General features: G+C 62.6%; 26 protein-coding genes. 23 read left to right on the forward strand and 3 right to left on the reverse strand.

Annotated features, from left to right (window positions below; translation table 11 throughout):
* Positions 1-38 precede the first annotated feature (38 nt).
* Both IB266_RS15080 and IB266_RS15085 read left to right on the forward strand, forming a co-directional pair.
* Positions 39-971, forward strand: a complete 933-nt coding sequence (locus IB266_RS15080) for an ABC transporter ATP-binding protein (RefSeq protein WP_192261653.1) — start codon at positions 39-41, stop codon at positions 969-971.
* Between the two features lie 2 nt (positions 972-973).
* A complete protein-coding gene (locus tag IB266_RS15085; RefSeq protein WP_053124195.1) occupies positions 974-1,753 on the forward strand; it encodes an ABC transporter permease in 780 nt (259 codons plus the stop codon).
* Positions 1,754-1,947: 194 nt separating this feature from the next.
* On the opposite strand, the gene IB266_RS15090 is transcribed toward IB266_RS15085, so the two are convergent.
* Positions 1,948-2,463 carry a DUF2062 domain-containing protein gene (locus IB266_RS15090; protein ID WP_046063671.1) on the reverse strand — a complete coding sequence of 172 codons (516 nt, stop codon included), beginning with the start codon at positions 2,461-2,463 and terminating at the stop codon, positions 1,948-1,950.
* Positions 2,464-2,608: 145 nt separating this feature from the next.
* Between IB266_RS15090 and IB266_RS15095 the strand changes: the two genes are divergently transcribed.
* From IB266_RS15095 to IB266_RS15150, 12 genes are all read left to right on the forward strand, one after another.
* Positions 2,609-4,855 carry a DNA internalization-related competence protein ComEC/Rec2 gene (locus IB266_RS15095; protein WP_192261654.1) on the forward strand — a complete coding sequence of 749 codons (2,247 nt, stop codon included), beginning with the start codon at positions 2,609-2,611 and terminating at the stop codon, positions 4,853-4,855.
* A gap of 95 nt (positions 4,856-4,950) precedes the next feature.
* Positions 4,951-5,586 carry a MotA/TolQ/ExbB proton channel family protein gene (locus tag IB266_RS15100; protein ID WP_162491247.1) on the forward strand — a complete coding sequence of 212 codons (636 nt, stop codon included), beginning with the start codon at positions 4,951-4,953 and terminating at the stop codon, positions 5,584-5,586.
* A complete protein-coding gene (locus tag IB266_RS15105; protein WP_192261655.1) occupies positions 5,583-6,011 on the forward strand; it encodes an ExbD/TolR family protein in 429 nt (142 codons plus the stop codon). Before IB266_RS15100 ends, IB266_RS15105 begins: the two co-directional genes overlap by 4 nt.
* Positions 6,011-7,021, forward strand: coding sequence for a tetraacyldisaccharide 4'-kinase (lpxK, locus tag IB266_RS15110; RefSeq protein ID WP_192261656.1), 1,011 nt, complete (start codon positions 6,011-6,013; stop codon positions 7,019-7,021). The genes IB266_RS15105 and lpxK overlap by 1 nt, the downstream gene beginning before the upstream one ends.
* Before the next feature lie 24 nt (positions 7,022-7,045).
* Positions 7,046-7,231 carry a Trm112 family protein gene (locus IB266_RS15115; protein WP_003179363.1) on the forward strand — a complete coding sequence of 62 codons (186 nt, stop codon included), beginning with the start codon at positions 7,046-7,048 and terminating at the stop codon, positions 7,229-7,231.
* Positions 7,228-7,992 carry a 3-deoxy-manno-octulosonate cytidylyltransferase gene (gene kdsB, locus IB266_RS15120; RefSeq protein WP_103307996.1) on the forward strand — a complete coding sequence of 255 codons (765 nt, stop codon included), beginning with the start codon at positions 7,228-7,230 and terminating at the stop codon, positions 7,990-7,992. The genes IB266_RS15115 and kdsB overlap by 4 nt, the downstream gene beginning before the upstream one ends.
* Complete coding sequence (locus IB266_RS15125; protein WP_060741219.1) at positions 7,992-8,456, forward strand: low molecular weight protein-tyrosine-phosphatase; 465 nt, start codon at positions 7,992-7,994, stop codon at positions 8,454-8,456. The genes kdsB and IB266_RS15125 overlap by 1 nt, the downstream gene beginning before the upstream one ends.
* Positions 8,453-9,472, forward strand: coding sequence for a UDP-N-acetylmuramate dehydrogenase (gene murB, locus IB266_RS15130; protein ID WP_192261657.1), 1,020 nt, complete (start codon positions 8,453-8,455; stop codon positions 9,470-9,472). The genes IB266_RS15125 and murB overlap by 4 nt, the downstream gene beginning before the upstream one ends.
* Positions 9,473-9,751: 279 nt before the next feature.
* Positions 9,752-10,222, forward strand: coding sequence for a (2Fe-2S)-binding protein (locus IB266_RS15135; RefSeq protein ID WP_060741221.1), 471 nt, complete (start codon positions 9,752-9,754; stop codon positions 10,220-10,222).
* Positions 10,219-12,534 (forward strand): xanthine dehydrogenase family protein molybdopterin-binding subunit, encoded by a 2,316-nt coding sequence (locus IB266_RS15140; protein WP_192261658.1) that lies wholly within the window; start codon positions 10,219-10,221, stop codon positions 12,532-12,534. Before IB266_RS15135 ends, IB266_RS15140 begins: the two co-directional genes overlap by 4 nt.
* Positions 12,534-13,505 carry an XdhC family protein gene (locus IB266_RS15145; protein ID WP_192261659.1) on the forward strand — a complete coding sequence of 324 codons (972 nt, stop codon included), beginning with the start codon at positions 12,534-12,536 and terminating at the stop codon, positions 13,503-13,505. The genes IB266_RS15140 and IB266_RS15145 overlap by 1 nt, the downstream gene beginning before the upstream one ends.
* A gap of 20 nt (positions 13,506-13,525) precedes the next feature.
* Complete coding sequence (locus IB266_RS15150; protein ID WP_192261660.1) at positions 13,526-14,116, forward strand: NTP transferase domain-containing protein; 591 nt, start codon at positions 13,526-13,528, stop codon at positions 14,114-14,116.
* Positions 14,117-14,340: 224 nt separating this feature from the next.
* On the opposite strand, the gene rne is transcribed toward IB266_RS15150, so the two are convergent.
* A complete protein-coding gene (gene rne / locus IB266_RS15155; protein WP_412548308.1) occupies positions 14,341-17,532 on the reverse strand; it encodes a ribonuclease E in 3,192 nt (1,063 codons plus the stop codon).
* Positions 17,533-18,231: 699 nt separating this feature from the next.
* Between rne and rluC the strand changes: the two genes are divergently transcribed.
* From rluC to IB266_RS15170, 3 genes are read left to right on the forward strand one after another with little or no spacing between them, the layout of a single operon-like run.
* Positions 18,232-19,188: a 23S rRNA pseudouridine(955/2504/2580) synthase RluC gene (rluC, locus tag IB266_RS15160; protein WP_060743156.1), complete on the forward strand. Its 957-nt coding sequence runs from the start codon at positions 18,232-18,234 to the stop codon at positions 19,186-19,188.
* On the forward strand, positions 19,178-19,840 hold the full coding sequence (locus tag IB266_RS15165) for an HAD-IA family hydrolase (protein WP_192261662.1): 663 nt from the start codon (positions 19,178-19,180) through the stop codon (positions 19,838-19,840). The genes rluC and IB266_RS15165 overlap by 11 nt, the downstream gene beginning before the upstream one ends.
* A 20-nt stretch (positions 19,841-19,860) precedes the next feature.
* Positions 19,861-20,850 (forward strand): S49 family peptidase, encoded by a 990-nt coding sequence (locus IB266_RS15170; protein ID WP_192261663.1) that lies wholly within the window; start codon positions 19,861-19,863, stop codon positions 20,848-20,850.
* A 148-nt stretch (positions 20,851-20,998) separates the two neighbouring features.
* Here the strand turns inward: IB266_RS15170 and IB266_RS15175 are convergent, their stop codons facing one another.
* Positions 20,999-21,577, reverse strand: coding sequence for a Maf family protein (locus IB266_RS15175; RefSeq protein WP_192261664.1), 579 nt, complete (start codon positions 21,575-21,577; stop codon positions 20,999-21,001).
* Between the two features lie 105 nt (positions 21,578-21,682).
* On the opposite strand from IB266_RS15175, the gene IB266_RS15180 reads away from it, so the two are divergent.
* The 6 genes from IB266_RS15180 to acpP all read left to right on the forward strand — a co-directional run bounded on the left by IB266_RS15180 (position 21,683) and on the right by acpP (position 25,670).
* Positions 21,683-22,210, forward strand: a complete 528-nt coding sequence (locus IB266_RS15180) for a YceD family protein (protein ID WP_003204262.1) — start codon at positions 21,683-21,685, stop codon at positions 22,208-22,210.
* A 13-nt stretch (positions 22,211-22,223) separates the two neighbouring features.
* A complete protein-coding gene (gene rpmF / locus IB266_RS15185; RefSeq protein ID WP_003179396.1) occupies positions 22,224-22,406 on the forward strand; it encodes a 50S ribosomal protein L32 in 183 nt (60 codons plus the stop codon).
* A gap of 4 nt (positions 22,407-22,410) precedes the next feature.
* Positions 22,411-23,421, forward strand: a complete 1,011-nt coding sequence (gene plsX / locus IB266_RS15190) for a phosphate acyltransferase PlsX (RefSeq protein WP_072406324.1) — start codon at positions 22,411-22,413, stop codon at positions 23,419-23,421.
* Between the two features lie 123 nt (positions 23,422-23,544).
* Positions 23,545-24,483, forward strand: coding sequence for an ACP S-malonyltransferase (gene fabD, locus IB266_RS15195; RefSeq protein ID WP_192261665.1), 939 nt, complete (start codon positions 23,545-23,547; stop codon positions 24,481-24,483).
* A gap of 15 nt (positions 24,484-24,498) precedes the next feature.
* Complete coding sequence (fabG, locus tag IB266_RS15200; protein WP_192261666.1) at positions 24,499-25,242, forward strand: 3-oxoacyl-ACP reductase FabG; 744 nt, start codon at positions 24,499-24,501, stop codon at positions 25,240-25,242.
* A 191-nt stretch (positions 25,243-25,433) separates the two neighbouring features.
* The gene (gene acpP / locus IB266_RS15205) at positions 25,434-25,670 is read left to right on the forward strand and encodes an acyl carrier protein (protein ID WP_003175607.1); all 237 of its coding nucleotides are present in this window, start codon (positions 25,434-25,436) and stop codon (positions 25,668-25,670) included.
* The last annotated feature ends 44 nt before the right edge of the window (positions 25,671-25,714 follow it).

Below are 25,714 nucleotides of genomic sequence, written 5' to 3' on the forward strand. Positions count from 1 at the left end.
ATTCTTTTCTTCCCTCCCTTCTTGGTGCGTAATCCGATATGAGTTCCGCTCTGTCCATCCGGCAGCTAACCAAAACCTACGGCAACGGTTTCCAGGCCTTGAGTGGTATCGATCTGGATGTCGCCGAAGGTGATTTCTTCGCCTTGCTCGGCCCTAACGGTGCCGGCAAATCCACCACCATCGGGATTCTTTCCACCTTGGTGAACAAGACCAGCGGCACGGTGAACGTGTTCGGTCATGACCTGGACCGCGAGCCCGCAGCCCTCAAGCGCTGCATCGGCGTGGTGCCCCAGGAATTCAACTTCAACCAGTTCGAAAAGACCTTCGACATCGTCGTGACCCAGGCCGGTTACTACGGCATCCCGCCAAAGATCGCCAACGAGCGCGCCGAGCAGTACCTGACCCAATTGGGCCTGTGGGACAAGCGTGACGTGCCGTCCCGTTCACTGTCCGGCGGCATGAAGCGTCGCCTGATGATCGCCCGCGCGCTGGTGCATGAGCCGCGCCTGCTGATCCTCGACGAACCGACCGCGGGTGTGGACATCGAGCTGCGTCGCTCGATGTGGAGCTTCCTGACCGAGCTGAACCAGAAAGGCATCACCATCATCCTCACCACCCATTACCTGGAAGAGGCTGAGCAGTTGTGCCGTAACATCGGCATCATCGACCATGGCACCATTGTCGAGAACACCAGCATGCGCCAGTTGCTCAGCCAACTGCATGTGGAAACCTTCCTGCTGGACCTGAAACACGACCTGAAGACCGCGCCCCAGCTCGTCGGCTATCCGGCCCGCCTGATGGACAGCCATACCCTGGAAGTGCAGGTGGACAAAGCCGTGGGCATCACCGGGCTGTTCACCCAACTGGCCCTGCAAAACATTGAAGTGCTGAGCCTGCGCAACAAAACCAATCGCCTCGAGGAGTTGTTCGTGTCCCTGGTGGAGAAGAATCTGGCGAAGGTGGCGGTATGAGCATGAGTTCCGAACTGCGCCCCAACCTCATCGCCCTCAATACCATCGTTTACCGTGAAGTCCGGCGTTTCATGCGGATCTGGCCGCAGACGCTGCTGCCGCCGGCCATCACCATGGTCTTGTACTTCGTGATCTTCGGTAACCTGATCGGCCGGCAGATCGGCGACATGGGTGGCTTCACGTACATGGACTACATCGTGCCGGGGCTGATCATGATGTCGGTGATCACCAACTCCTACGGCAACGTGGTGTCGAGTTTCTTCGGCAGCAAGTTCCAGCGTTCGATCGAAGAGTTGATGGTCTCGCCGGTGTCGCCCCATACGATCCTCATCGGCTACACCTTGGGTGGTGTCCTGCGCGGCCTGGCGGTAGGCCTGATCGTGACCCTGCTATCGTTGTTCTTCACCGATTTGCAGGTGCATCACCTGGGGGTGACGGTCTTGGTGGTGGTGCTCACGGCCACGATCTTTTCGCTGCTGGGTTTCATCAATGCCGTGTTTGCGCGCAACTTCGATGACATCTCGATTATCCCGACGTTCGTGCTCACGCCGCTGACTTACCTGGGCGGGGTGTTCTACTCGATCTCCCTGTTGCCGCCGTTCTGGCAGACCGTATCCCTGGCCAACCCGGTGCTGCACATGGTCAACGCGTTCCGCTACGGCATCCTCGGGGTGTCGGACATCAAGATCAGCATCGCCATCACCTTCATGCTGGTGGCAACCGTGGTGCTCTACATCGGCTGCGCGCGGTTGCTGGTCAGCGGGCGCGGCATGCGCACCTGACCCCAGCCCCCTGTGGAAGCGAGCTTGCTCGCGATGGCGTCGGGTCATTCAGTCATTTTCTGGCTGGCACACCGCTATCGCGAGCAAGCTCGCTCCCACATTGAAATGCATTCCCTTGCGGGAGCTTGCTCGCGATGGCGTCAGTCGAAACACCACAAAAAAGGCCTCCATTCCCAGGAGGCCTTTTTTGCATCTCACATCCGGCTTTTCTTGCGCCGCCGCCACTGTCGGGCCACCCACCAGCGCCAGTAACTCATGGTGACGAAGTAGGCCAGGGCGCCGAGCACCAGGCCGGTCACCACCGAGCCCAGCAGGAATGGCTGCCACAAGGTGGACAGCTGGCCGCTGATCCATTCCCAGGTCAGCTCTTCGGGCAGTGTCCGGGCGGGCACGTCCATCAGCCAGGCGCCGGTCTGGTAGGTGCAGAAAAACACCGCAGGCATGGTGATCGGATTGGTCAGCCACACCAGGCTCACCGCAATCGGCATATTGCCGCGCACCGTGACGGCCAACGCGGCGGCCAGCAACATCTGCAACGGGATCGGCAAGAACGCGGCGAACAGGCCAACAGCCATCGCCCGGGCCACGGAGTGCCGATTGAGGTGCCAAAGGTTGGGGTCGTGCAGCAGGGTGCCGAGAAAACGTAAGGACTTATGTTCCCGAATGCTCTCTGGGTCTGGCATGTAACGTTTGAATAGGCGCCGGGGCATAGGCTTCTCGGTCGGTTCAACGCAGTAAAGGCCGCAAGTATGTCTGGATTCTACGGCTGGCAGATTCAGACTTTGTGACAATTGATAACGCCGGGGGTGCCGCCGAGCGTCTATGCCTGAAGAGGGGCACTCTCAAGGACGGGTTATGCGCACAGGGTTAGTCGCGCTTGCATTGGGGTTGTTGGCCCCGATTTGTTTACCGGCACTGCCGCCGTTGTGGCTGGTTGCAGCCATGCCGGTGCTGGGGCTGATGGTGTTGCCGTTTCGAACCTACCCGTTGGGTTTTTTCCTGTTCGGGCTGGCCTGGGCCTGCCTGTCGGCGCAGTGGGCGCTGGACAATCGATTACCCGCCGCCCTGGACGGAGAAACCCGTTGGGTCGAAGGGCGCGTCGTCGGTTTGCCGCAACAGGGCGACGGCGTGGTGCGCTTCGAACTGGCCGATGCCCATTCACGTCGTACCCGATTACCGACAACGATGCGCCTGGCCTGGTTCGGGGGGCCGCCCATCAACAGTGGCGAACGATGGCGATTGGCGGTGAAGCTCAAGCGGCCCGCCGGGTTGTTGAATCCACACGGCTTCGACTATGCCGCCTGGTTGTTGAGCCGCGGCGTTGGCGCGACCGGTACCGTCAAGGACGGGCGGCTCCTGCAAGCGGCCCGGGGCGCCTGGCGTGACGAGGTGCGCCAGGCGCTGGCACAGGTCGACGCCCACGGCCGCTCCGGCGCGCTGGCGGCATTGGTCCTGGGCGACGGCGGCGGGCTGAGTCGCGAGGATTGGCAGGTTTTGCAAGACACCGGCACCGTCCATTTGCTGGTGATCTCCGGGCAACACATCGGCCTGCTGGCCGGCCTGGTGTACCTGTTGGTGGCCGGCGCGGCGCGTTATGGCCTGTGGCCGGCGGGGCTGGCGTGGTTGCCCTGGGCCTGTGCGCTGGCCTTTTGCGCCGCCCTGGGCTACGGCTTGCTCGCCGGCTTCGAGGTGCCGGTGCGACGGGCCTGCGCGATGATTGGCCTGGTGTTGCTGTGGCGCTTGCGCTTCAAACAGCCGGATCCGTGGTGGGCATGGCTGCTGGCTTTCACCGGGGTGCTGGTGTTCGACCCGCTCGCCAGCCTGCGGCCAGGGTTCTGGTTGTCGTTTGCGGCTGTGGCCATCTTGATGTTCACCTTTGGCGCTCGCCTGGGGCCCTGGCGCTGGTGGCAAACCTGGACCCGTGCCCAGTGGCTGGTTGCGGTCGGCTTGTGTCCGTTGTTGTTGATCGTGGGCTTGCCGGTCAGCCTCAGTGGGCCGCTGGTGAACTTGCTCGCGGTGCCCTGGATCAGCCTGCTGGTCTTGCCGCCAGCGCTGCTCGGCACCGCATTGTTGCCGGTGTCGATCATCGGTGAAGGCCTGCTGTGGATCGCCGGCGGGTTGCTCGATCTGTTGTTCAAAGGGCTGGGTCTGATTGCCGGACGAATACCCGCCTGGGTCCCCGTTGCGGTCCCGCCGTGGGCCTTGGGCATCGCCGCTTCAGGGGCATTTTTGCTGCTACTGCCCAAGGGCGTACCGCTGCGTGTGCTGGGGTGGCCGATGGTGCTGCTGATGGTGTTTCCCCCGCGAGAACACCTGCCGCAAGGGCACGCCGAGGTCTGGCAACTGGACGTGGGCCAAGGGCTGGCGGTGCTGGTACGCACCCGGCATCACAGCCTGCTTTACGACGCCGGGCCGCGCTTTGGCGAGGCCGATGCCGGCGAACGCGTCGTACTGCCGACCTTGCGCAAGCTCGGTGTGCACGGCTTGGACCTGATGCTCCTCAGCCATGCCGACGCCGATCATGCCGGCGGCGCCCGAGCGGTGCGCAATGGGCTGCCGACGATGGAAGTCATCAGTGGCGATCCCGACGCGCTGCCCGATGAACTGCAAGCCGGGCCTTGCGACAGCGGCAGGCGCTGGGAATGGGATGGCGTCGGGTTCGAGCTGTGGCGCTGGGCATCTGCTGTCGAAAGCAACCAGAAGTCCTGCGTCCTGCTGGTGGAGGCCGGCGGCGAACGCCTGCTGTTGACCGGCGATATCGACACCCCTGCCGAGCGCGCCTTGCTCGACGAGGCCCTGGCGCTACCGATCCAGTGGCTGGCCGCGCCTCATCACGGCAGCCGCAGTTCGTCGTCGATGGCGTTGTTGTCGCGCCTCAAGCCGCACTCGGTGTTGATCTCTCGAGGGCAGGGCAACGCGTTCGGTCATCCCCATCCCCAAGTGATGGCCCGCTACCGCCGCTCGGGCCTGGCGATCTACGACAGCGCCGAGCAGGGCGCCATTCGTCTGCAACTGGGTGCGTTCGAGTTGCCGCGCACCGAGGCCGGTCATCGACGTTACTGGCGCGACCCGCCCGCCGTCGGGCCACCGGGGCAACATTGATCCAGCGCAACCGGCTGATGCGCTTATCGGCGGGGCGGGTCTGCAAGGCGAGTCTGTGTGATAAAGTGGCGCACTTTTTCGAGGGGGCAGTCACTGTGTGGGAATTGGTCAAATCCGGCGGCTGGATGATGTTGCCGATCATTCTGAGTTCCATCGCGGCACTGGGTATCGTTGCCGAACGCCTGTGGACCCTACGGGCCAGCCGCGTGACCCCGGAGCATCTGCTCGGGCAGGTCTGGGTCTGGATCAAGGACAAGCAGCTGAACAAGGACAAGCTCAAGGAGCTGCGGGCCAGTTCGCCGCTGGGGGAAATCCTCGCCGCGGGCCTGGCGAACTCCAAGCATGGTCGCGAGATCATGAAGGAGTGCATCGAGGAAGCCGCCGCCCGGGTCATCCATGAACTGGAGCGCTATATCAACGCCCTGGGCACCATCGCCGCCATGTCCCCGCTGCTGGGCCTGCTAGGGACGGTGCTGGGCATGATCGACATCTTCAGCGCGTTTACCGGCTCCGGCATGACCACTAACGCCGCGGTACTGGCCGGGGGGATTTCCAAGGCCCTGATCACCACCGCCGCCGGCCTGATGGTGGGTATTCCGGCCGTGTTCTTCCATCGGTTCCTGCAACGGCGCGTCGACGAGTTGGTCGTTGGCATGGAGCAGGAAGCCATCAAGCTGGTCGAGGTGGTGCAGGGTGACCGTGACGTGGACCTGGCTGGGGGCAAGCAGTGAAATTCCGCCGCAAGCCACGGGAAAACATCGAGATCAACCTCGCGTCGCTGATCGACGTGGTGTTCATCCTGCTGCTGTTTTTCGTCGTGACCACCACGTTCACCCGGGAAACCCAGCTCAAGGTCGAATTGCCGCAAGCCGTCAGCGGCTCGCCGGCCGAAGACCAGCAATTGAAGAACCTGGAAGTCACCATCAGCGCCGAAGGGGCGTTTTCGGTGAATAACCAGTTGCTGCCCAAGAGCGATCTGGCGAGCCTGATCGAGGCCCTGCAGAAAGAGTCCGGCGGCGACACCAACCTGCCGCTGTCCATCAGCGCCGACGGCAAGACCCCTCATCAATCGGTGGTCACCGCCATGGACGCGGCCGGCAAGCTCGGTTTCAGCCATCTGCGCATGACCACGGTCGAGGCGGCTCCCGCACCCTGATGGCCATGTCCGATCGATTGCTTGCCGCGTGGTACCAAGGCCACCCGGCCCTGACCCTGCTACGGCCGCTGGAGTGGTTGTACCGGCGGGTGGTGGTGAGCAAGCGCGAGCGTTTCCTGGCGGGTGAAGGCCCGATCTACCAGCCCCCCGTGCCGTTGGTGGTGGTGGGCAATATCACCGTGGGTGGCACTGGCAAGACGCCGTTGATCCTGTGGCTGATCCAGCACTGCCAGCGCAGTGGCTTGCGGGTCGGGGTGGTCAGCCGGGGCTATGGCGCCAAGCCGCCGCAACTGCCGTGGCGGGTCGCGGCCGAGCAGGGCGCCGACGTCGCGGGGGACGAGCCGCTGTTGATCGTCCAGCGCACGGGTGTGCCGTTGATGATCGATCCCGACCGCAGTCGCGCGGTCCAGGCGCTGCTGGAGGCCGAGCCGCTGGACCTGATCCTGTCCGACGACGGCATGCAGCATTATCGGCTGGCCCGGGACCTCGAGCTGGTGCTGATCGATAGCGCCCGGGGCCTGGGCAACCGGCGTTGCCTGCCCGCCGGACCGTTGCGCGAACCGGTCGAGCGCCTGCAATCGGTCGACGCCGTGCTGTACAACGGCGCCAGTGCCGACCGCGAAGACGGCTTCGCCTTCCAATTGCGCCCCACCGAACTGGTGAACCTGGCCAGTGGCGAACGCCGCCCCCTCGACCATTTTCCACCCGGCCAGGCCCTGCACGCCGTGGCCGGCATCGGCAACCCCCAGCGTTTCTTCAAGACCCTCGAAACGCTACACTGGCGGCCAATACCGCACGGGTTTGCCGACCATGCCGAATACAGTGCCCAGGCCTTGAACTTCACGCCAGCCCTGCCGGTGGTCATGACGGAAAAAGACGCGGTCAAATGCCGTGCCTTCGCCGCGCCCGACTGGTGGTACCTGGCGGTGGACGCCGCGCCGTCGCCGGCCTTCGCGGCCTGGTTCGATACGCAGTTGATGCGCCTGTTGCCGGATCGGCTCTTGCCTTAACACCTTTTACCCCAGGGGAACTCCATGGACACCAAACTGCTCGATATTCTGGCCTGCCCGGTCTGCAAAGGTCCGCTCAAGCTCAGCGCCGACAAGACCGAACTGATCAGCAAGGGCGCCGGCCTGGCCTACCCGATTCGCGACGGCATCCCGGTGATGCTCGAAAGCGAAGCCCGTACCCTGACCACCGACGAGCGTCTGGATAAATGACCACCGCCTTTACCGTTGTCATTCCGTCGCGCTTCGCCTCGACGCGCCTGCCCGGCAAGCCGTTGCTGTCGATCGCCGGCAAGCCGATGATCCAGCACGTCTGGGAGCAAGCCAGTAAAAGCAGCGCCCAGCGCGTGGTGGTGGCGACTGACGATGCGCGCATCGTCGAGGCCTGCAAAGGCTTTGGCGCCGAGGTCGTGCTGACGCGCGAAGACCATAATTCCGGTACCGATCGCCTGGCGGAGGTCGCGGCGAAGCTCGGTCTTGCCGCCGACGCGATTGTGGTCAATGTGCAAGGTGACGAGCCGTTGATCCCGCCGAGCGTGATCGATCAGGTCGCCGCCAACCTCGCGGCCCACACCGAAGCGCGCATGGCCACCCTGGCCGAGCCGATCGAGGATGTGCAGACCCTGTTCAACCCCAACGTGGTCAAGGTGGTCAGCGACCTCAATGGCCTGGCGTTGACCTTCAGCCGTGCGACGTTGCCCTGGGCGCGGGATGCATTCGCCCAAGGTCGCGATGTGATGCCGGAAGGCGTGCCGTACCGTCGTCACATCGGCATCTACGCCTACCGCGCCGGCTTTCTCCAGGACTTCGTCGCCTGGGGCCCGTGCTGGCTGGAAAACACTGAAGCCCTGGAACAGCTGCGAGCGCTGTGGCATGGCGTGCGGATCCATGTCGCCGATGCGCTGATCGCCCCGCCGACCGGTGTCGACACCGCCGAAGACCTTGAGCGCGTTCGTCGCCTGCTGGAGGCCTGATGCGGGTCCTGTTCGTCTGCCTCGGCAATATCTGCCGCTCGCCCACCGCCGAAGGCATCTTGCGCCACAAGTTGCGAGAGGCCGGGCTGGCCGGGCAGGTGGAAGTCGCTTCTGCCGGCACCGGTGACTGGCACGTCGGCAAGGCCCCGGACAAGCGCAGCCAGGCGGCGGCCTTGAAGCGTGGCTACGACCTGTCGGCCCAGCGCGCGCAACAGGTGACGCGCGCCGATTTCGCCGCCTATGACCTGATCCTGGCGATGGACAGCAGCAACCTGCGCAATCTCCAGGCCCTGCAACCGGCCAATGGCAAGGCCGAGCTGGATCTTTTCCTGCGGCGCTACGAAGCCGAACTCGATGACGTGCCGGACCCGTACTACGACGGCGAGCAGGGCTTCGAGCAGGTGTTGGACTTGATCGAGCGGGCCACCGATCGCCTGGTGATCGAATTGAAGGGGCGGTTATGACCTTGCAGGTACGGTCGGGCGTCAGCCTCAAGCCCTTCAACAGTTTTGGCGTGGACGTCAGCGCCCGGTTGTTCGCCGAAGCCCGCGACGATGGCGAAGTTCGCCAGGCGCTGGCCTATGCCAGCGAGCATGCCGTGCCGTTGCTGGTGATCGGCGGCGGCAGCAACCTGTTGCTGACTGGCGACATCGACGCCTTGGTGCTGCGCATGGCCAGCCAGGGGATTCGCCTGCTCAGCGATGATGGCGAACGGGTGGTGATCGAGGCCGAAGCCGGGGAACCCTGGCATCCCTTCGTCCAACATACACTGGCGCAAGGCTGGTCGGGCCTGGAAAACCTCAGCCTGATTCCCGGCACCGTAGGCGCGGCACCGATGCAAAACATCGGCGCCTACGGTGTGGAGATCAAGGATGTCTTCGCCGGCCTCACCGCCCTGGATCGCCAGACCGGCGAGCTGAGGGACTTCACCCTTGAAGACTGTCGGTTTGCTTATCGCGACAGCCTGTTCAAACAGCAAGCGGGCCGCTGGTTGATCCTGCGGGTGCGCTTTGCCCTCAGCCGCGCCGCACACTTGCACCTGGAGTACGGCCCGGTCCGCCAGCGATTGACCGAACAGGGTATCGATCAGCCGACGCCCACGGATGTGAGCCGGGCCATTTGCAGCATCCGCAGCGAAAAACTCCCCGACCCGGCCATGCTGGGCAATGCCGGCAGCTTCTTCAAGAACCCGCTGGTGCCGGCCACGCACGTGGCGTATCTCAAGCAGCAATACCCTGATCTTGTGGCTTATCCACAGCCAGGAGAGCAGATGAAGATCGCCGCTGGCTGGCTGATTGAACGGGCCGGCTGGAAGGGTTTTCGCGAGGGGGATGCCGGGGTGCATAAGTTGCAGGCGTTGGTGCTGGTCAACTACGGCGATGCCACGGGCGCGCAACTGTTGGACCTGGCCTTGCGCATCCAGAAAGACATTGCCGAACGTTTCCAGGTCGAGCTGGAAATGGAGCCCAATCGGTACTGAATTCGGTGGGAGCAAAGCTTGCTCGCGATCAACTGAACAACGCCCTGCCACAATCACGCACAGATCATTTGTGCAGGATTGTGCAGGGCGTTTTGCTTGATCCTGGGTTAATTTAGTTCGCTAACGATGCGACTATCGCATCCTAAAGGCCCGATGCAGACGCCTGTGTGCGCCTGCATAAGAGAGCCCGATCAGCCTGAGCCAGTCTGCGACAACCGACCTGTTACCCAAGCGGCAGATTGCTCGACCCCATCACTCGAATATTGTGCGGGCGTGCCCATGATTACCCTGAAACTCAATGGAAAAGACCATCAACTGGATGTGACCGAGGACATGCCGCTGCTGTGGGCTATCCGGGATGTAGCCGGTTACAACGGCACCAAGTTCGGCTGCGGCCTGGGCCTGTGTGGCGCCTGTACCATCCACATCGACGGCGCCCCGGCGCGCAGTTGCATCACGCCAATCGGCTCGGTGAAAGGGCAGGACGTCAGCACCATCGACGGCCTTCATGCCGACCCGGTCGGGCAAATCGTCCAGAAGGCCTGGCTCGACACGGCGGTGGCTCAGTGCGGTTACTGCCAGGGCGGGCAGATCATGTCCGCCACCGCGTTGCTCAAGACCAACCCCAACCCGAGCGATGAGCAGATCGAAGAAGCCATGGTCGGCAACATCTGCCGTTGCGGCACGTATAACCGGATCAAGACCGCGATCCGCCAGGCTTCCACTCACCTGAAGGAGGCCAAGGCATGAGCCGCTTGCCCGATGATTTCGTGCTGAGCAACCTCAGCCGCCGTGGTTTCCTCAAGGGTGCGAGCGCCACCGGCGTGCTGGTGCTGGCGGCGACGTGGGGCCTGCCGGATGCCTTTGCCGAGGAAAAGAAATTCGGCGCCGAGGGCATGCCCCATGGTGCGGTCGACGACCCGAAGGTGTACGTCAGCATTGCCAGCGATGGCAGCGTGACCGTGATCTGCAACCGTTCGGAAATGGGCCAGGGCGTGCGCACCAGCCTGAGCATGGTGGTCGCCGACGAACTGGACGCTGACTGGGCGCTCGTCAAGGTCAAGCAGGCGCCGGCCGATGAGGCGCGTTTCGGCAACCAGGATACCGACGGTTCGCGCAGCATGCGTCACTGGTACGAGCCGATGCGCCGTTGCGGGGCTGCCGCCCGGACCATGCTGGAACTGGCCGCTGCCGCTCAGTGGAAGGTCCCGGTGGGTGAATGCCATGCCCAACTGCACAAAGTGCTGCACCAGCCTTCGGGGCGCGAACTGGGCTATGGCGAATTGGCAACCGCCGCCAGTGCCTTGGCGGTGCCGGCCCGTGACAGCTTGCGTCTCAAGCAGCCATCCGAGTTCCGCTACATCGGCAAGGAAGCGAGCCGGGCCATCGATGGCGCGGACATCGTCAACGGTCGTGCGGTGTTTGGTGCCGATGTGCATTTCGACGGCATGCTCTATGCGGTCATCGCGCGTCCGCCGGTCTATGGCGGCAAGGTCAAGAGCGTGGACAGCAGCGCGGCGTTGAAAGTACCGGGCGTGGTCAAGGTGGTCCAGATAGAGGGGCGTCCGCTGCCCTCGGAATTCCAGCCGTTGGGCGGCGTAGCGGTGGTGGCGAAGAACACCTGGGCGGCGATCAAGGGCCGCGAGGCGCTGAAAATCCAGTGGGACGACGGCCCGAATGCCGGTTATGACTCCATTGCCTATCGCAAGGAACTGGAGGCGGCCGCCCTCAAGCCCGGAAAAGTCGTGCGCAGCAGCGGTGACCTCGACGATGCGCTGGCCAAGGCTGATTCGACGTTGGAGGCGTCGTATTACTTGCCGCACCTGTCCCAGTCCCCCATGGAGCCGATGGTTGCCGTCGCCCGGTTCAAGGACGGCCAATGCGAGGCCTGGGCGCCGAGCCAGGCGCCGCAGGTGACCCGTGAACGTGTCGCCGAACGCCTGGGCATTCCTTTCGAGAAGGTCACGGTGAACATCACGTTGCTGGGCGGCGGTTTCGGACGCAAGTCGAAACCCGACTTTGTCGTCGAGGCGGCGGTCCTCGCCAAGGAGTTTCCCGGGCAGGCAGTACGGGTGCAATGGACCCGCGAGGACGACATTCATCACTCGTACTTCCATACCGTATCGGCCGAATACCTCAAGGCCGGCCTGAACCAGGACGGCATGCCGTCCGGTTGGCTGCACCGCACCGTAGCCCCGAGCATCACCGCACTGTTCGCACCGGGCATGACTCACGAGGCGCCGTTCGAAATAGGCATGGGCGTGACCAACATGGCCTACGCCATTCCCAACCTGCGCCTGGAAAACCCCGAAGCGGTGGCCCATGCCCGGGTGGGTTGGTATCGCTCGGTGTCGAACATTCCTCACGGCTTCGCAATCCAGAGCTTCATTGACGAACTGGCCCACAAAGCCGGCCAGGATCCGCTGAAGTACCAGGTCAAATTGCTCGGGCCGGACCGTAAGATCGATCCGCGTACCTTGAGCGAAGAATGGAATTACGGCGAATCCCCCGAGCGTTACCCGATTGATACGGCGCGGATCCGCACGGTGCTGGAAACCGCCGCGAAGGCCGCTGGTTGGGGCCGGGAACTGCCCAAGGGGCGTGGCCTGGGGCTGGCGGTGCACTACAGCTTCGTCACCTACGTGGCGGCGGTGCTCGAGGTGGAGGTCAAGGACGATGGCACGGTGATCGTGCACAAGGCGGACATTGCCGTGGACTGCGGCCCACAGATCAACCCCGAACGCATCCGCTCGCAATTCGAAGGTGCCTGCGTCATGGGCCTGGGCAATGCCATGGTGGGCGAAATCAGTTTCAAGGATGGCAAGGTGCAGCAGGACAATTTCCATATGTACGAAGTGGCGCGCATGTCCCTGGCGCCCAAGGAAGTGGCCGTGCACCTGGTCACGCCGCCGGGTGAGGTGCCGTTGGGTGGGGTTGGCGAGCCGGGCGTGCCGCCGATTGCGCCGGCCCTGTGCAACGCGATTTTCGCCGCCACCGGCCAGCGTATCCGTAACCTGCCTGTGCGCTATCAGCTGCAAGGCTGGCAACAGGCCAAGGCCTGATGGACAGCGTCGATCTGAATGTCCTGCGCAGCGTGCTCGAGTGGCGCCGCGCCGGGCAGCGGGTGGTGTTGTTCACCGTGGTCCAGACCTGGGGCACTGCGCCAAGACCGCCGGGGGCGATGCTGGCCCTGCGCGAAGATGGCGTGGTGATCGGTTCGGTGTCGGGCGGTTGTGTCGAGGATGACCTGATCGCCCGGCTGCACGACGGCCGTATTCCGGCGGACGGTCCGCCGGTGCAACTGATCACCTATGGCGTCACCCGCGAAGAAGCGGCGCGCTTCGGCCTGCCGTGCGGCGGCACCCTGCGCCTGACCGAAGAGCGGGTGGGCGATCCGCAGTGGGTCGCAGCGTTATTGGAGCGCTGCGAAGCCCATGAAATCGTCGCCCGTGAGCTGACGCTGACCAGTGGCAACGTGGTCCTGACCCCGGCCAGCAAGACCGACGCCCTGGTGTTCGATGGGCAGGTGTTGCGGGCCATTTACGGCCCGCGTTGGCGGTTGCTGCTGATCGGTGCCGGGCAATTGTCGCGCTACGTGGCGGAAATGGCCCGGCTGCTGGACTTCGAAGTGCTGATCTGCGATCCGCGCAAGGAGTTCGTCTATGGTTGGGAAGAGCAGCATGGGCGCTTCGTCTCGGGGATGCCCGACGAAGCCGTGTTGAGCATCCAGACCGACGAGCGCACGGCCATTGTGGCGCTGACCCATGATCCACGCCTGGATGACATGGCGCTGCTCACGGCCCTGGACTCCAAGGCTTTTTATGTCGGCGCCCTGGGTTCGCGGGTCAACAGCCAGAAACGCCGGGACAACCTGGCTCAGCTAGGCTTGTCTGCGGAGGCGATTGACCGCTTGCATGGACCGATCGGCTTGCACATCGGCAGCCATACCCCGGCGGAAATCGCCTTGTCGCTGTTGGCCGAAATCGTGGCCATCAAGAATGGCGTGGAACTGCGGCAGAAAAAACCGCTGTAAGCCGTGGATAAGGAGGGCGTATGAGCGAGTCGATTGGCGCGATCATCCTGGCGGCCGGAACGGGCAGCCGTTTTCGCCAGATTGCAGGCCCCGACAAGGATAAATTGCTCGCCGATTGCACCGGGCGTGACGGTGCCGTGCGCTCGGTGATCGAGCAGGTGCTGGTGAATCTGCCAGCCTCCCTGGAAAAGCGCGTGCTGGTGACGAGCAAGGATCGACCGCAAGCCATTCGCATGGCCCAGGCCTATGGCTGCGATGTCGTGGAACTGGAGTCCCCCGGCCTGGGCGACAGCATTGCTGCCGGTGTCCAGGCCTGCCCTGAGCTGGATGGCTGGCTGATGGTGCTGGGGGACATGCCCTTCATCCTGCCGTCGAGCATCGAGCAGGTGGTGGCGGGGATTCGCGCGGACGGCATCAGCGTGCCGGTCCTGGCCGGTGAGTACGGGCATCCGGTGGGGTTTGGTCGTGGGTTTGGGCCGAAACTGATGGCGCTGACCGGTGATCGCGGCGCTAAGGTATTGTTTGCCGGGGCGCAGGTGGTCGAAGTGCCGGTGGATGACCCTGGCGTGACGTGGGATGTGGATGTGCCAGAGGCACTGGCCTTCAAATAACAGGCGACGCAGAACCCTGTAGGAGCGAGCTTGCTCGCGAAAGCGGTCTGACTTCAGTATTGATGCAAGCTGACCCGGCGCTATCGCGAGCAAGCTCGCTCCCACATTGGATCTCCAGTGGGCATAAGTCTTGTGCTTGGTCCCGGTCCCCTGTGGATAAGTCTGAAGGCATAAAAAAGCCCCGCCTGGGGTTACCAGGCGGGGCTTTTTACTGGGCGGTGGAATCAGGCGTGAGGTTTAGGCTCGTGCTCTTTTTCCAGGGCTTCAGTGTGACGCGGCGCGATTTCTTCAGCGGTGTGCTGAGGCTCGTCGAACGTCGGAGCCGATTCAACCGGGGTTTCGGCGGCCGGGGCAGGGGCTGCCTCGGCGACTTCTTCCACGACTGGCGCAGGCTCGGCAGCAGGCGCTTGAGCGGCGGCAGCGGCAGCTTGCTCGGCTTCCTTCTGCAGACGCTCGGCTTCACGCTTGCGACGACGCACTTCACGTGGATCGTTCGGTGCACGGCCATTCGCGGTCAGGGCGCTGGCAGGTGCAGGCTCTTCCACCGGGGCCGGGGCTTCGGCAACCACCGGCGCCTCGACCACTGGAGCAGGCTCGACCACTTCTGGCTCGACCGCTTTCACGGGCTCTGGTGCCGGCTCAGGCTCGGCAACAGGTGCCGGTGCGGCTGGCTCGGCGGTCCAGTTGAACGCAGTCTGCTCTTCGCGGACAGGTTCTGGTGCCGTTTCCTCGGCCGGTGCTTCGACGACCGCTTCGGCAGCAACGACTGGAGCCTCGACGACCGGTGCTGGCTCGGCGGCGACTTCAGCTTGAGGCTGGGCGTCAGGGGCCGGTGCGAGTTCCACTTCTGGCGAGGCGGTGGCTTCTACCGGGGTAGTGGCTTCGACCACAGGCGCTTCAACCGGCGCGCTTTCCACCGCAGCGGTGGCACGTTCGGCTTGTTCGTGAGCCTGGGCTTCAGCCGGAGCGCTGATCGCGCTGCTGGCAACGGCCGCAGTCACGGCCAGGCCGGCGGCCAGGTCCGCGGCGCTTGGCGCTTCGGCGTTCTCGGTGGATTCGGACTCTTCCGAACCTTCGATCACGTTGCCGTTGGCGTCGCGCTGACGTTCACGACGGTTGCTGCGACGACGCTGGCCACGGGAGCGGCGGCGTGGACGATCGCCTTCGGCGGTGTCCTGGCCATCTTCCTGCAACTGCTCTTCGGCGTTCAGCACTTCTTCTTCGCTGGCAGCGGCGGCTGCCTGCTCGGCGCGTGGCTGGCGTTCTTCACGTGGAGGACGCGGTGCGCGTTCTTCACGAGGCTGGCGGGCTGGACGCTCTTCAGCGGTGGCGGCAGCCACAGCCGGGGCGGCATCCAGTGGCTCGCGCAGTTCACGAACACGTTCTTCACGCTCGCCACGTGGCTTGCGGTCTTCACGCGGTGCGCGTGGCTGGCGTTCTTCACGGGGCGGACGCGGTGCGCGTTCTTCGCGGGCTACGACTGGCGCTTCCTCACGGGCTTCGCGCGGCTGGCGTTCTTCACGCGGTTCACGTGGCGCACGTTCTTCACGCGGTGCACGTTCTTCGCGAGGCTTGCGCTCTTCATCGCGACGACCGTTGCGGTTGCGGGTCTGCTGGCGACCGTTGCGGCGTTCTTCGTTGCGGGCAGGGCGCTCGGTAGCGGCAGGCTTGGCGACGACGGCCGGGGTAACGGGTTCTTCCTTGGTGGCGAACAGGCTGACCAGCGACTTTACCAGGCCTTTGAACAGGCTTGGTTCGGGGGCTGCGGCCGGGGCGGCAACCGGAGCGGCCACTTCGGTCGGAACCGGAGCGTTGGCGCGGGCCGGAGCAGTCTTGACCGCGGCTTCCTGGCGAACCAGGGTGCGAGTGGCGGCAGCCGGCTGGACTTCTTCCACTTCGGCGGCGGCAGCAGCGATTTCGTAGCTGGACTGGTTGGTGTGGGCTTCCGGGCTGTCATCGCGCAGGCGCTGCACTTCGAAGTGCGGCGTCTCGAGGTGATCGTTCGGCAGGATGACGATGCGGGCGCGGGTGCGCAGTTCGATCTTGGTGATCGAGTTGCGTTTTTCGTTGAGCAGGAACGCGGCCACCGGGATCGGCACTTGGGCGCGAACTTCGGCGGTGCGGTCTTTCAGGGCTTCTTCTTCGATCAGGCGCAGGATCGCCAGGGACAGCGACTCGACGTCACGGATGATGCCGGTGCCGTTGCAACGCGGGCAAACGATGCCGCTGCTTTCGCCCAGGGATGGACGCAGGCGCTGACGGGACATTTCCAGCAGGCCGAAGCGCGAGATGCGACCGACCTGTACGCGGGCGCGGTCGGCTTCCAGGCATTCACGGACCTTTTCTTCCACGGCGCGCTGGTTCTTGGCCGGGGTCATGTCGATGAAGTCGATGACGATCAGGCCGCCGATGTCGCGCAGGCGCAACTGACGGGCGATTTCTTCGGCCGCTTCAAGGTTGGTCTGCAGGGCGGTTTCTTCGATGTCGCTGCCTTTGGTGGCGCGGGCCGAGTTGATGTCGATGGACACCAGGGCTTCGGTCGGATCGATGACGATGGAGCCGCCGGACGGCAGTTCGACGACGCGCTGGAAGGCGGTCTCGATCTGGCTTTCGATCTGGAAACGGTTGAACAGCGGAACGCTGTCTTCGTAGAGCTTGATCTTGCTGGCGTACTGCGGCATCACCTGGCGAATGAAGGTCAGGGCTTCGTCCTGGGCTTCGACGCTGTCGATCAGCACTTCGCCGATGTCCTGGCGCAGGTAATCGCGGATAGCGCGGATGATCACGTTGCTTTCCTGGTAGATCAGGAACGGCGCGGAACGATCCAGCGAGGCTTCTTTGATGGCGGTCCACAGTTGCAGCAGGTAGTCGAGGTCCCACTGCATTTCTTCGCTGCTGCGGCCCAGGCCGGCAGTGCGCACGATCAGGCCCATGTCGGCTGGCGCGACCAGGCCGTTGAGGGCCTCGCGCAGTTCGTTGCGTTCTTCGCCTTCGATGCGGCGGGAGATGCCGCCGGCACGCGGGTTGTTCGGCATCAGGACCAGGTAACGGCCGGCCAGGCTGATGAAGGTGGTCAGGGCGGCGCCCTTGTTGCCACGTTCTTCTTTTTCGACCTGGACGATGACTTCCTGGCCTTCGCTCAGGACGTCCTTGATGTTGACGCGGCCTTCAGGGGCTTTCTTGAAGTATTCGCGGGAGATTTCTTTGAGGGGCAGGAAGCCGTGGCGCTCGGAGCCGAAATCGACAAAGGCAGCCTCAAGGCTTGGTTCGATGCGAGTAATCCGGCCTTTATAGATGTTGGCCTTCTTCTGCTCGCGTGCACCGGATTCGATATCCAGGTCGTAGAGGCGCTGGCCGTCTACCAGTGCAACACGCAACTCTTCGGGTTGAGTTGCGTTAATCAGCATTCTTTTCATGTAGTACCGTCGGTTTCCGGGCTGCCGGAAACGGCGTTCGGCACACACGACTTCTCACGGTCGGTGTCAGGTGCGTCCTGGAGATGGCGAGGCCATTCCAGTGTCCAGCGAGTTCGGCCCAATGATGGCGAAGTCGCGACGGACGCGTCCTGCTTGCTGGTACTCAAGCACTCAGTCAGGAGGAGGAATCAACCGGCGTCTGTGGACGAGATGAAGCGTCTAAATATAAGCCTAGTGCTACACAGTCCGACGGTTGTACGTCTCCACCCTACACGTATCCCTGATAATTCGGGTGCTGCCGCGCGCAGAATCCGCAGCGGGTTGGCATTTACCGTGAGCTCCGGAAGGGGAGGTCACGCATCATGGCTAATTTAGGCGTTGTTTCCGAAGCTCTCGCTCGGGGTCGTTCGCAGATGACTGCACTTTGTGAACTGGCCGTGAATGTGGCGCGCAAGGCGAGTCAAAACTCTGCTTTGCGGCGTATTTCAGGCCTCATGTCACCTGCGCTCGTTACACCTGAAAACTCTACCGTTACGTAGCGAAAGCCCCGTAGGACGGCCTCTCGTCCTCGTGAATTGCGTTGGTCAGGGCCGGTTTTTGACCGCTGGTCCACTGTCCAGCCACTTTTGGCGGCGTTCGCGACTATAGCAGCAATGATTAAGTGCTTCAATTCCATAAAAAATTGTTATGATCGCCGCCATGACAACTACTGCCCCTTCGACCCCTGGCGTTCAACTGCTCGAGGTCTCGCCGGAATATGCCGGCCAACGAATCGATAATTTCCTGCTGGCCCGGCTCAAAGGCGTGCCCAAGACCTTGATCTACCGCATTTTGCGCAAAGGCGAAGTGCGGGTGAACAAAGGTCGGATCAAGCCCGAATACAAGCTCCAGGCCGGTGACATCGTGCGCGTGCCGCCGGTTCGCGTGCCCGAGCGCGATGAGCCGGTGCCCTTGGCCCAGGGATTGTTGCAACGCCTTGAAGCTTCGATCGTCTACGAAGACAAGGCCCTGATCGTGATCAACAAGCCCGCGGGCATTGCGGTTCACGGCGGCAGCGGCCTGAATTTCGGTGTGATCGAAGCCTTTCGTCAGTTGCGTCCGGACGCCAAGGAGCTGGAACTGGTCCATCGCCTCGACCGCGACACCTCCGGCCTGCTGATGATCGCCAAGAAGCGCAGCATGTTGCGTCATCTGCACGAGCAGTTGCGTGGCGACGGTGTCGACAAGCGCTACATGGCGCTGGTGCGTGGCCGCTGGGAAACCTCCATCAAGCAAGTTCGTGCGCCGCTGCTCAAGAGCAACCTGCGTTCCGGCGAGCGCATGGTCGAAGTCAACGAGGAGGGCAAGGAGGCGCTGACGGTGTTCAAGGTCTTGCGCCGTTTCGACGACTTCGCCACCTTGGTCGAGGCCAAGCCGGTGACCGGGCGCACGCACCAGATCCGCGTCCATACCCTGCACGCCGGCCACTGCATCGCCGGTGACAGCAAATACGGCGATGACGATTTCACCAAGGAAATCCGCGACCTGGGCGGCAAGCGCCTGTTTCTCCACGCCTATATGCTCACCGTGCCGTTGCCCGATGGTGGCGAGCTGAAATTGCAGGCCCCGGTGGATGACATGTGGGCCAAGACCGTGGAGCGGCTGAGTGCATCCTGATTACAAATTGCTGATATTCGATTGGGACGGCACTCTTGCCAATTCCATCGGTCGGATCGTGGAGTCGATGCATGTCGCATCGGATCGCTCGGGTTTCGCCCGGTGCGACGATTTTGCGGTGAAGGGCATCATCGGCTTGGGGTTGCCGGAAGCGATTCGCAGTTTGTACCCGGAGATCGACGACGATGAGTTGGTGGTTTTTCGCCAGCACTATGCCGATCACTACATTGCGCTGGAGGCCGAGCCTTCGCCGTTGTTCGAGGGCGTGGTTCATACCCTTGAAACCTTGAAGGGCGAGGGTTATCGCTTGGCGGTCGCGACCGGCAAGGCTCGTCGTGGGTTGGATCGGGTATTGAAGGCCCATGGTTGGGACGATTATTTCGATATCACCCGTGCCGCCGATGAGACGGCCAGCAAGCCGCATCCGCTGATGCTCGAGCAGATCCTGGCTCATTGTGGGGTGCTGCCTGCGCAGGCGTTGATGGTGGGGGATTCCTCATTCGACCTGCAGATGGCGCGCAATGCCGGCATGGGTTCGGTGGCTGTCAGCTATGGTGCGCAGTCCATCGAGGCGCTCAAGGCGTTCGAGCCGCGACTGGCGATTGATCATTTTCCTGAATTGCACGCCTGGCTGAGCCAGCGCGCCGATTAAAGTCTGTTGAGGATGCATGTATGACCGATGAATGGAAGGCACCGGCCAAGGCGAGCGCTGACAACGGTGACGAAAAAAGCTGGAAGCTGCTGGAAAAGACCCTGTTGGCCGGGGTGGAGGAGCAGCGTCGTGCGCGGCGCTGGGGGATCTTCTTCAAGTGCCTGGTCTTCATTTATCTGTTTTTCGGCTTGGCGTTGATCTTCCAGGCGGTTGATGGCAAGAAGAGTCCGGGAGGTGGTTCGGCCTACACGGCGGTCATCGACATCGAAGGCATGATTGCCGACAAAGAGGCGGCCAGTGCGGACAATATTATCGGCAGCCTGCGGGCCGCGTTCGAAGATTCGAAGGTCAAGGGCGTGGTGCTGCGCATCAACAGTCCGGGTGGCAGCCCGGTGCAGGCCGGCTACGTCTATGACGAAATCGTCCGCTTGCGCGCGGCGCATCCGGATATCAAAGTCTACGCGGTGATTTCCGACCTTGGTGCCTCGGGTGCCTATTACATCGCCAGTGCGGCGGACCAGATCTATGCCGACAAGGCCAGCCTGGTGGGCTCCATTGGCGTGACGGCGGCGGGTTATGGCTTCGTCCAGACGCTGGACAAGCTTGGGGTGGAGCGCCGGGTCTATACCGCGGGCGAGCACAAATCCTTCCTCGATCCGTTCCAGCCGCAAAAGCCTGAGGAAACGGCGTTCTGGCAGGGCGTGCTCGACACTACCCATAAGCAGTTCATCGCCAGCGTCAAGAAGGGGCGTGGCGAGCGCCTGAAAGACAAGGAGCATCCGGAACTCTTCTCCGGGCTGGTCTGGTCGGGCGAGCAGGCGTTGCCGCTGGGCTTGATCGATGGCTTGGGCAGTGCCAGTTCGGTGGCTCGGGACGTGATTGGCGAGAAGGAACTGGTGGATTTCACCATCGAGGAGTCGCCGCTCGACCGTTTCTCGAAAAAACTGGGCGCCAGCATCGCCGAGCGTCTGGCGATGTGGATGGGGTTCCAGGGGCCGACGTTGCGCTAATTGCCAGCGCTGCTCTGAAAGATCGTACCGATCCTTGTGGCGAGGGAGCTTGCTCCCGCTGGGCTGCGCAGCAGTCCCTTTTGTTGCGTTCGCTTCGCAATCGAGCGGGAGCGAGTGCCCTCGTCACACAGGTATGCAGGCCCAGGCTTCAGGGGATTTGCACGCCCTCGGCCAGCAACATGTCCACCAGGCGAATCAGCGGCAGTCCGACCAGGCTGGTGGCGTCCGGTCCTTCGGTGCTCTGGAACAGGCTTACACCCAGCCCCTCGGCCTTGAAGCTGCCGGCGCAATCGTAGGGTTGCTCGGCGCGCAGGTAGCGTTCGACGCGCTCTGGATCCAGGGTGCGCATATTGACTGCAAATGCAACGCAATCGACCTGGCAGGCGCCTGTCTGGCTGTTGAGCAGCGCCAGGCCGGTCAGGAACGTGACCTTGGCGCCGCTGGCGGCCAACAGCTGTTCGCGGGCGTTCTCGAAGGTGTGAGGCTTGCCCAGGATGCGCTCGCCGAGCACGGCGACCTGGTCTGAGCCGATGATCAGGTGCCCTGGATAGCTTTGGGCCAATGCCAGGGCTTTTTCCCGGGCCAGGCGTTTGACCAGTTCGAGGGCGGGTTCGCCGGGCCGATGGCTTTCGTCGATATCGGGTGAGTGGCAGACGAACGGCAGCCCCAGACGGGCGAGCAATTCCCGGCGATAGATCGAGCTTGAGGCAAGTAATAAAGGCAGCATGGGCATCTCCAGGAGTCGGGGACGAATTCTAGCGAGGCACGCAAGTGACGGACAGGGCTGAATTTCCTTTGACATGGCCGGGGGCATCCCTATAATGCTGCGCCTATGTTGAATGACCCGATTCCACCTCACGTTGACCCGCGCAAATTGGCTGACCGTGGCACCACCCTTCAAGGTGAACTGCTGCTGGCCGATTTGAAGAGACTCTGCGACCCGCTTTCCGACGATGTCGGTACGGTCCAGGCCAAATTCGTTTTTGAACGAGATGAACGTAAATCTGTGGTTATCCACAGCTTTATCGACACTGAAGTCAAAATGGTTTGCCAGCGTTGTCTTGAGCTGGTCACCCTGCCGATCCACAGCGAATGCAGTTACGCCGTGGTGAAGGAGGGTGCGAATACCCAGTCGTTGCCGAAAGGTTATGACGTGCTGGAACTGGGCGAAGATCCATTGGATCTGCAGTCACTGATCGAGGAGGAGCTTCTGCTCGCCTTGCCCATTGTGCCTGCTCATCATCCGGAAGAATGCCAGCAGCCGGCGGGAGCAGATGAGCCCGAACCGAGCGAGGACGAGGTAACGCGGTCCAACCCGTTCAGTGTATTGGCGCAGTTAAAGCGTGACCCAAACGTTTAGGAGTTAATCAATTATGGCTGTTCAGCAGAACAAAAAATCCCGCTCTGCCCGTGACATGCGCCGTTCGCACGACGCTCTCGAGGCTAGCACCCTGTCCGTAGAAAAGACCACCGGTGAAGTTCACCTGCGTCACCACGTATCGCCAGAAGGCGTATACCGTGGCCGTAAAGTGATCGACAAGGGCGCCGACGAGTAATCACTTGTCCGCTCAAGTCATCGCGATTGACGCAATGGGCGGGGACTTCGGTCCCCGCAGCATTGTTCAGGCCAGCCTTGCTTGTCTGAATGCTACACCCTCGCTGCACCTGACCCTCGTCGGTCAATCCCCCCTCCTGGAAGACATGCTCAGCGGCCAATCGGCTGTGGATCGCGCGCGCCTGACGATTGTCCCTGCGTCCGAAATCATCACCATGGACGAAAAGCCGGCCCAGGCCCTGCGCGGCAAGCCTGACGCCTCGATGCGGGTGGCCCTTGAGCTGCTGCGTGATGGCAAGGTCCAGGCTTGTGTCAGCGCGGGCAATACCGGTGCGCTGATGGCGCTGTCACGCTATGTGCTCAAGACCTTGCCGGGTATCGACCGGCCCGCGATGGTGGCGGCGATCCCGACCCAGCGTGGGTTCTGTCAGTTGCTCGACCTGGGGGCGAACGTCGATTGCAGTGCCGAGCATCTGCTGCAGTTTGCGGTGATGGGCTCGGTCGCGGCTGAAACCCTGGGCATCGTGCGCCCTCGCGTGGCGTTGCTGAACATCGGCACCGAAGACATCAAGGGCAATCAGCAGGTCAAGCTGGCGGCCACGTTGTTGCAGGCGGCGCGGGGCATCAACTACATCGGTTTCGTCGAAGGCGATGGTTTGTACCGTGGCGAGGCCGATGTGGTGGTCTGTGACGGTTTCGTGGGCAATATCCTGCTCAAGTCCAGCGAGGGGCTGGCGACCATGATCGGCCAGCGCATCGAGACCTTGTTCAGGCAAAGCCTCGCTTCGCGGGTGGTTGGCGCCCTGGCGCTGCCGTTGATGCGTCGCTTGCAGGCCGACCTGGCGCCGGCGCGGCACAACGGTGCGAGTTTCCTCGGGCTGCAAGGTATCGTGATCAAGAGTCACGGGTCGGCGGGCGTGCAGGGTTTTCAGAGTGCGATCAATCGAGCGGTGATCGAGATCCAGGAGAACCTGCCGGAGCGCTTGCACGGTCGCCTCGAGGATTTGTTAACTTAGGCGTTTTCGTCCGACAATGCTTAAATGTGACCGGTCGGTTCAACCCGCCATCCAACTTTCAGTTTGCTAGCGCCCCCAGGGGCGTCAATTTTTGACGACAAGATCATTAGGGGCTTTGTTTTCATGTCTGCTTCCCTCGCATTCGTCTTTCCAGGGCAGGGCTCGCAGTCCCTCGGCATGCTGGCCGAGCTGGGCGCGCAATACCCGCTGATCCTCGAAACATTCAAAGAAGCTTCCGATGCGCTCGGCTATGACTTGTGGGCACTGACCCAGCAAGGGCCGGAAGAGCTGCTCAATCAAACCGATAAAACCCAGCCGGCCATCCTCACCGCCTCGATCGCCTTGTGGCGCCTGTGGCTGGCTGAAGGCGGCGCGCGCCCGGCATTCGTCGCCGGTCACAGCCTGGGCGAATACAGCGCCCTCGTGGCCGCTGGCAGCCTGAGCCTGGGTGCCGCGGTGAAACTGGTGGAGCGTCGTGGCCAGTTGATGCAGGAAGCCGTTCCGGCCGGGCAGGGCGGCATGGCCGCGATCCTCGGCCTGGAAGACGCCGATGTACTGGCGGCCTGTGCCGAGGCGGCGCAAGGCGAAGTGGTCAGCGCGGTGAACTTCAATTCCCCGGGCCAGGTGGTCATCGCCGGTGCCAAGGCGGCTGTCGAGCGTGCCATCGAGGGCTGCAAGGCCCGTGGTGCCAAGCGCGCCATGCCACTGCCGGTCAGCGTGCCGTCGCACTGTGAACTGATGCGTCCGGCCGCCGAGCGCTTTGCCGAGTCCATCGCTGCCATCGACTGGCAGGCCCCGCAGATTCCCGTGGTGCAGAATGTCAGCGCCAACGTGGCGCCTGATCTCGAGACCTTGAAGCGCGATCTGCTGGAACAACTCTACAAGCCGGTTCGCTGGGTCGAATCGGTGCAGACCCTGGCAGCCAAGGGCGCGACCGAACTGGTCGAGTGCGGTCCTGGCAAAGTGCTGGCAGGCCTGAACAAACGCTGCGCCGAAGGCGTATCGACTTCCAACCTCAATACCCCAGATGCCTTTGCTGCCGCCCGTGCAGCGCAGGCCTGAACAGGAGAAACTTGCATGAGTCTGCAAGGTAAAGTTGCACTGGTGACCGGTGCAAGCCGTGGCATCGGCCAGGCCATCGCCCTGGAGCTGGGTCGTCAAGGCGCCATCGTCATCGGCACCGCGACTTCCGCTTCGGGCGCCGAGCGTATCGCCGCGACCCTGAAGGAAAACGACATCCAGGGCACCGGCCTCGAGCTGAACGTCACCAGTGACGAATCCGTTGCGGCGGTGCTGGCAAGCATTCAGGAGCAGTTCGGCGCGCCGGCGATCCTGGTCAATAATGCCGGTATCACCCGCGATAACCTGATGATGCGCATGAAAGATGACGAATGGTTCGACGTCGTCGACACCAACCTGAACAGCCTGTTCCGGCTGTCCAAGGGCGTTCTGCGTGGCATGACCAAGGCTCGCTGGGGTCGAATTATCAGTATTGGCTCGGTTGTGGGTGCCATGGGCAACGCAGGCCAAGTAAACTATGCTGCGGCTAAAGCCGGTCTGGAAGGTTTCAGCCGTGCGCTGGCGCGTGAAGTGGGTTCGCGCTCGATTACGGTAAACTCGGTTGCACCGGGTTTCATCGACACCGACATGACCCGTGAACTGCCGGAAGCACAGCGCGAAGGCTTGTTGACACAGATTCCGCTGGGTCGTCTGGGGCAAGCTCAAGAAATCGCGTCCGTGGTCGCTTTTCTTGCGTCGGACGGTGCGGCATACGTGACCGGGGCTACAATCCCGGTGAACGGCGGGATGTACATGAGTTAAATGTGACGGATTGCTTCAAAAAAATGTCATACGAGCTGTCTAAAATCCGTTATAAAGCTGCAATCAATTTATAGACGGCGGGCCGCAGGGTTTGAGGAGTGAAGCTTTCGGTTGAAAAACCGAAAAGTTCTTCTATACACTTACCCACCGGCCAGCTGCCTGAATTTGTCCATTAGGAGTGAAAACAAGGTATGAGCACCATCGAAGAGCGCGTCAAGAAAATCGTTGCCGAGCAACTGGGCGTTAAAGAAGAAGAAGTTGTGAACACCGCTTCCTTCGTAGAAGACCTGGGTGCCGACTCCCTTGACACCGTTGAGCTGGTGATGGCTCTGGAAGAGGAATTCGAGACCGAGATTCCTGACGAAGAAGCTGAGAAGATCACTACTGTACAAGCTGCTATCGACTACGTTACCAGCCACCAGGCGTAATCGTATTCAGTCGTCGCTAGCTGTCATGGAAAAACCGCACTGCC

Origin of the sequence: Pseudomonas sp. Pdm06 (genome assembly GCF_014851795.1) — a bacterium.
Taxonomy (GTDB): domain Bacteria; phylum Pseudomonadota; class Gammaproteobacteria; order Pseudomonadales; family Pseudomonadaceae; genus Aquipseudomonas; species Aquipseudomonas fluorescens_AA.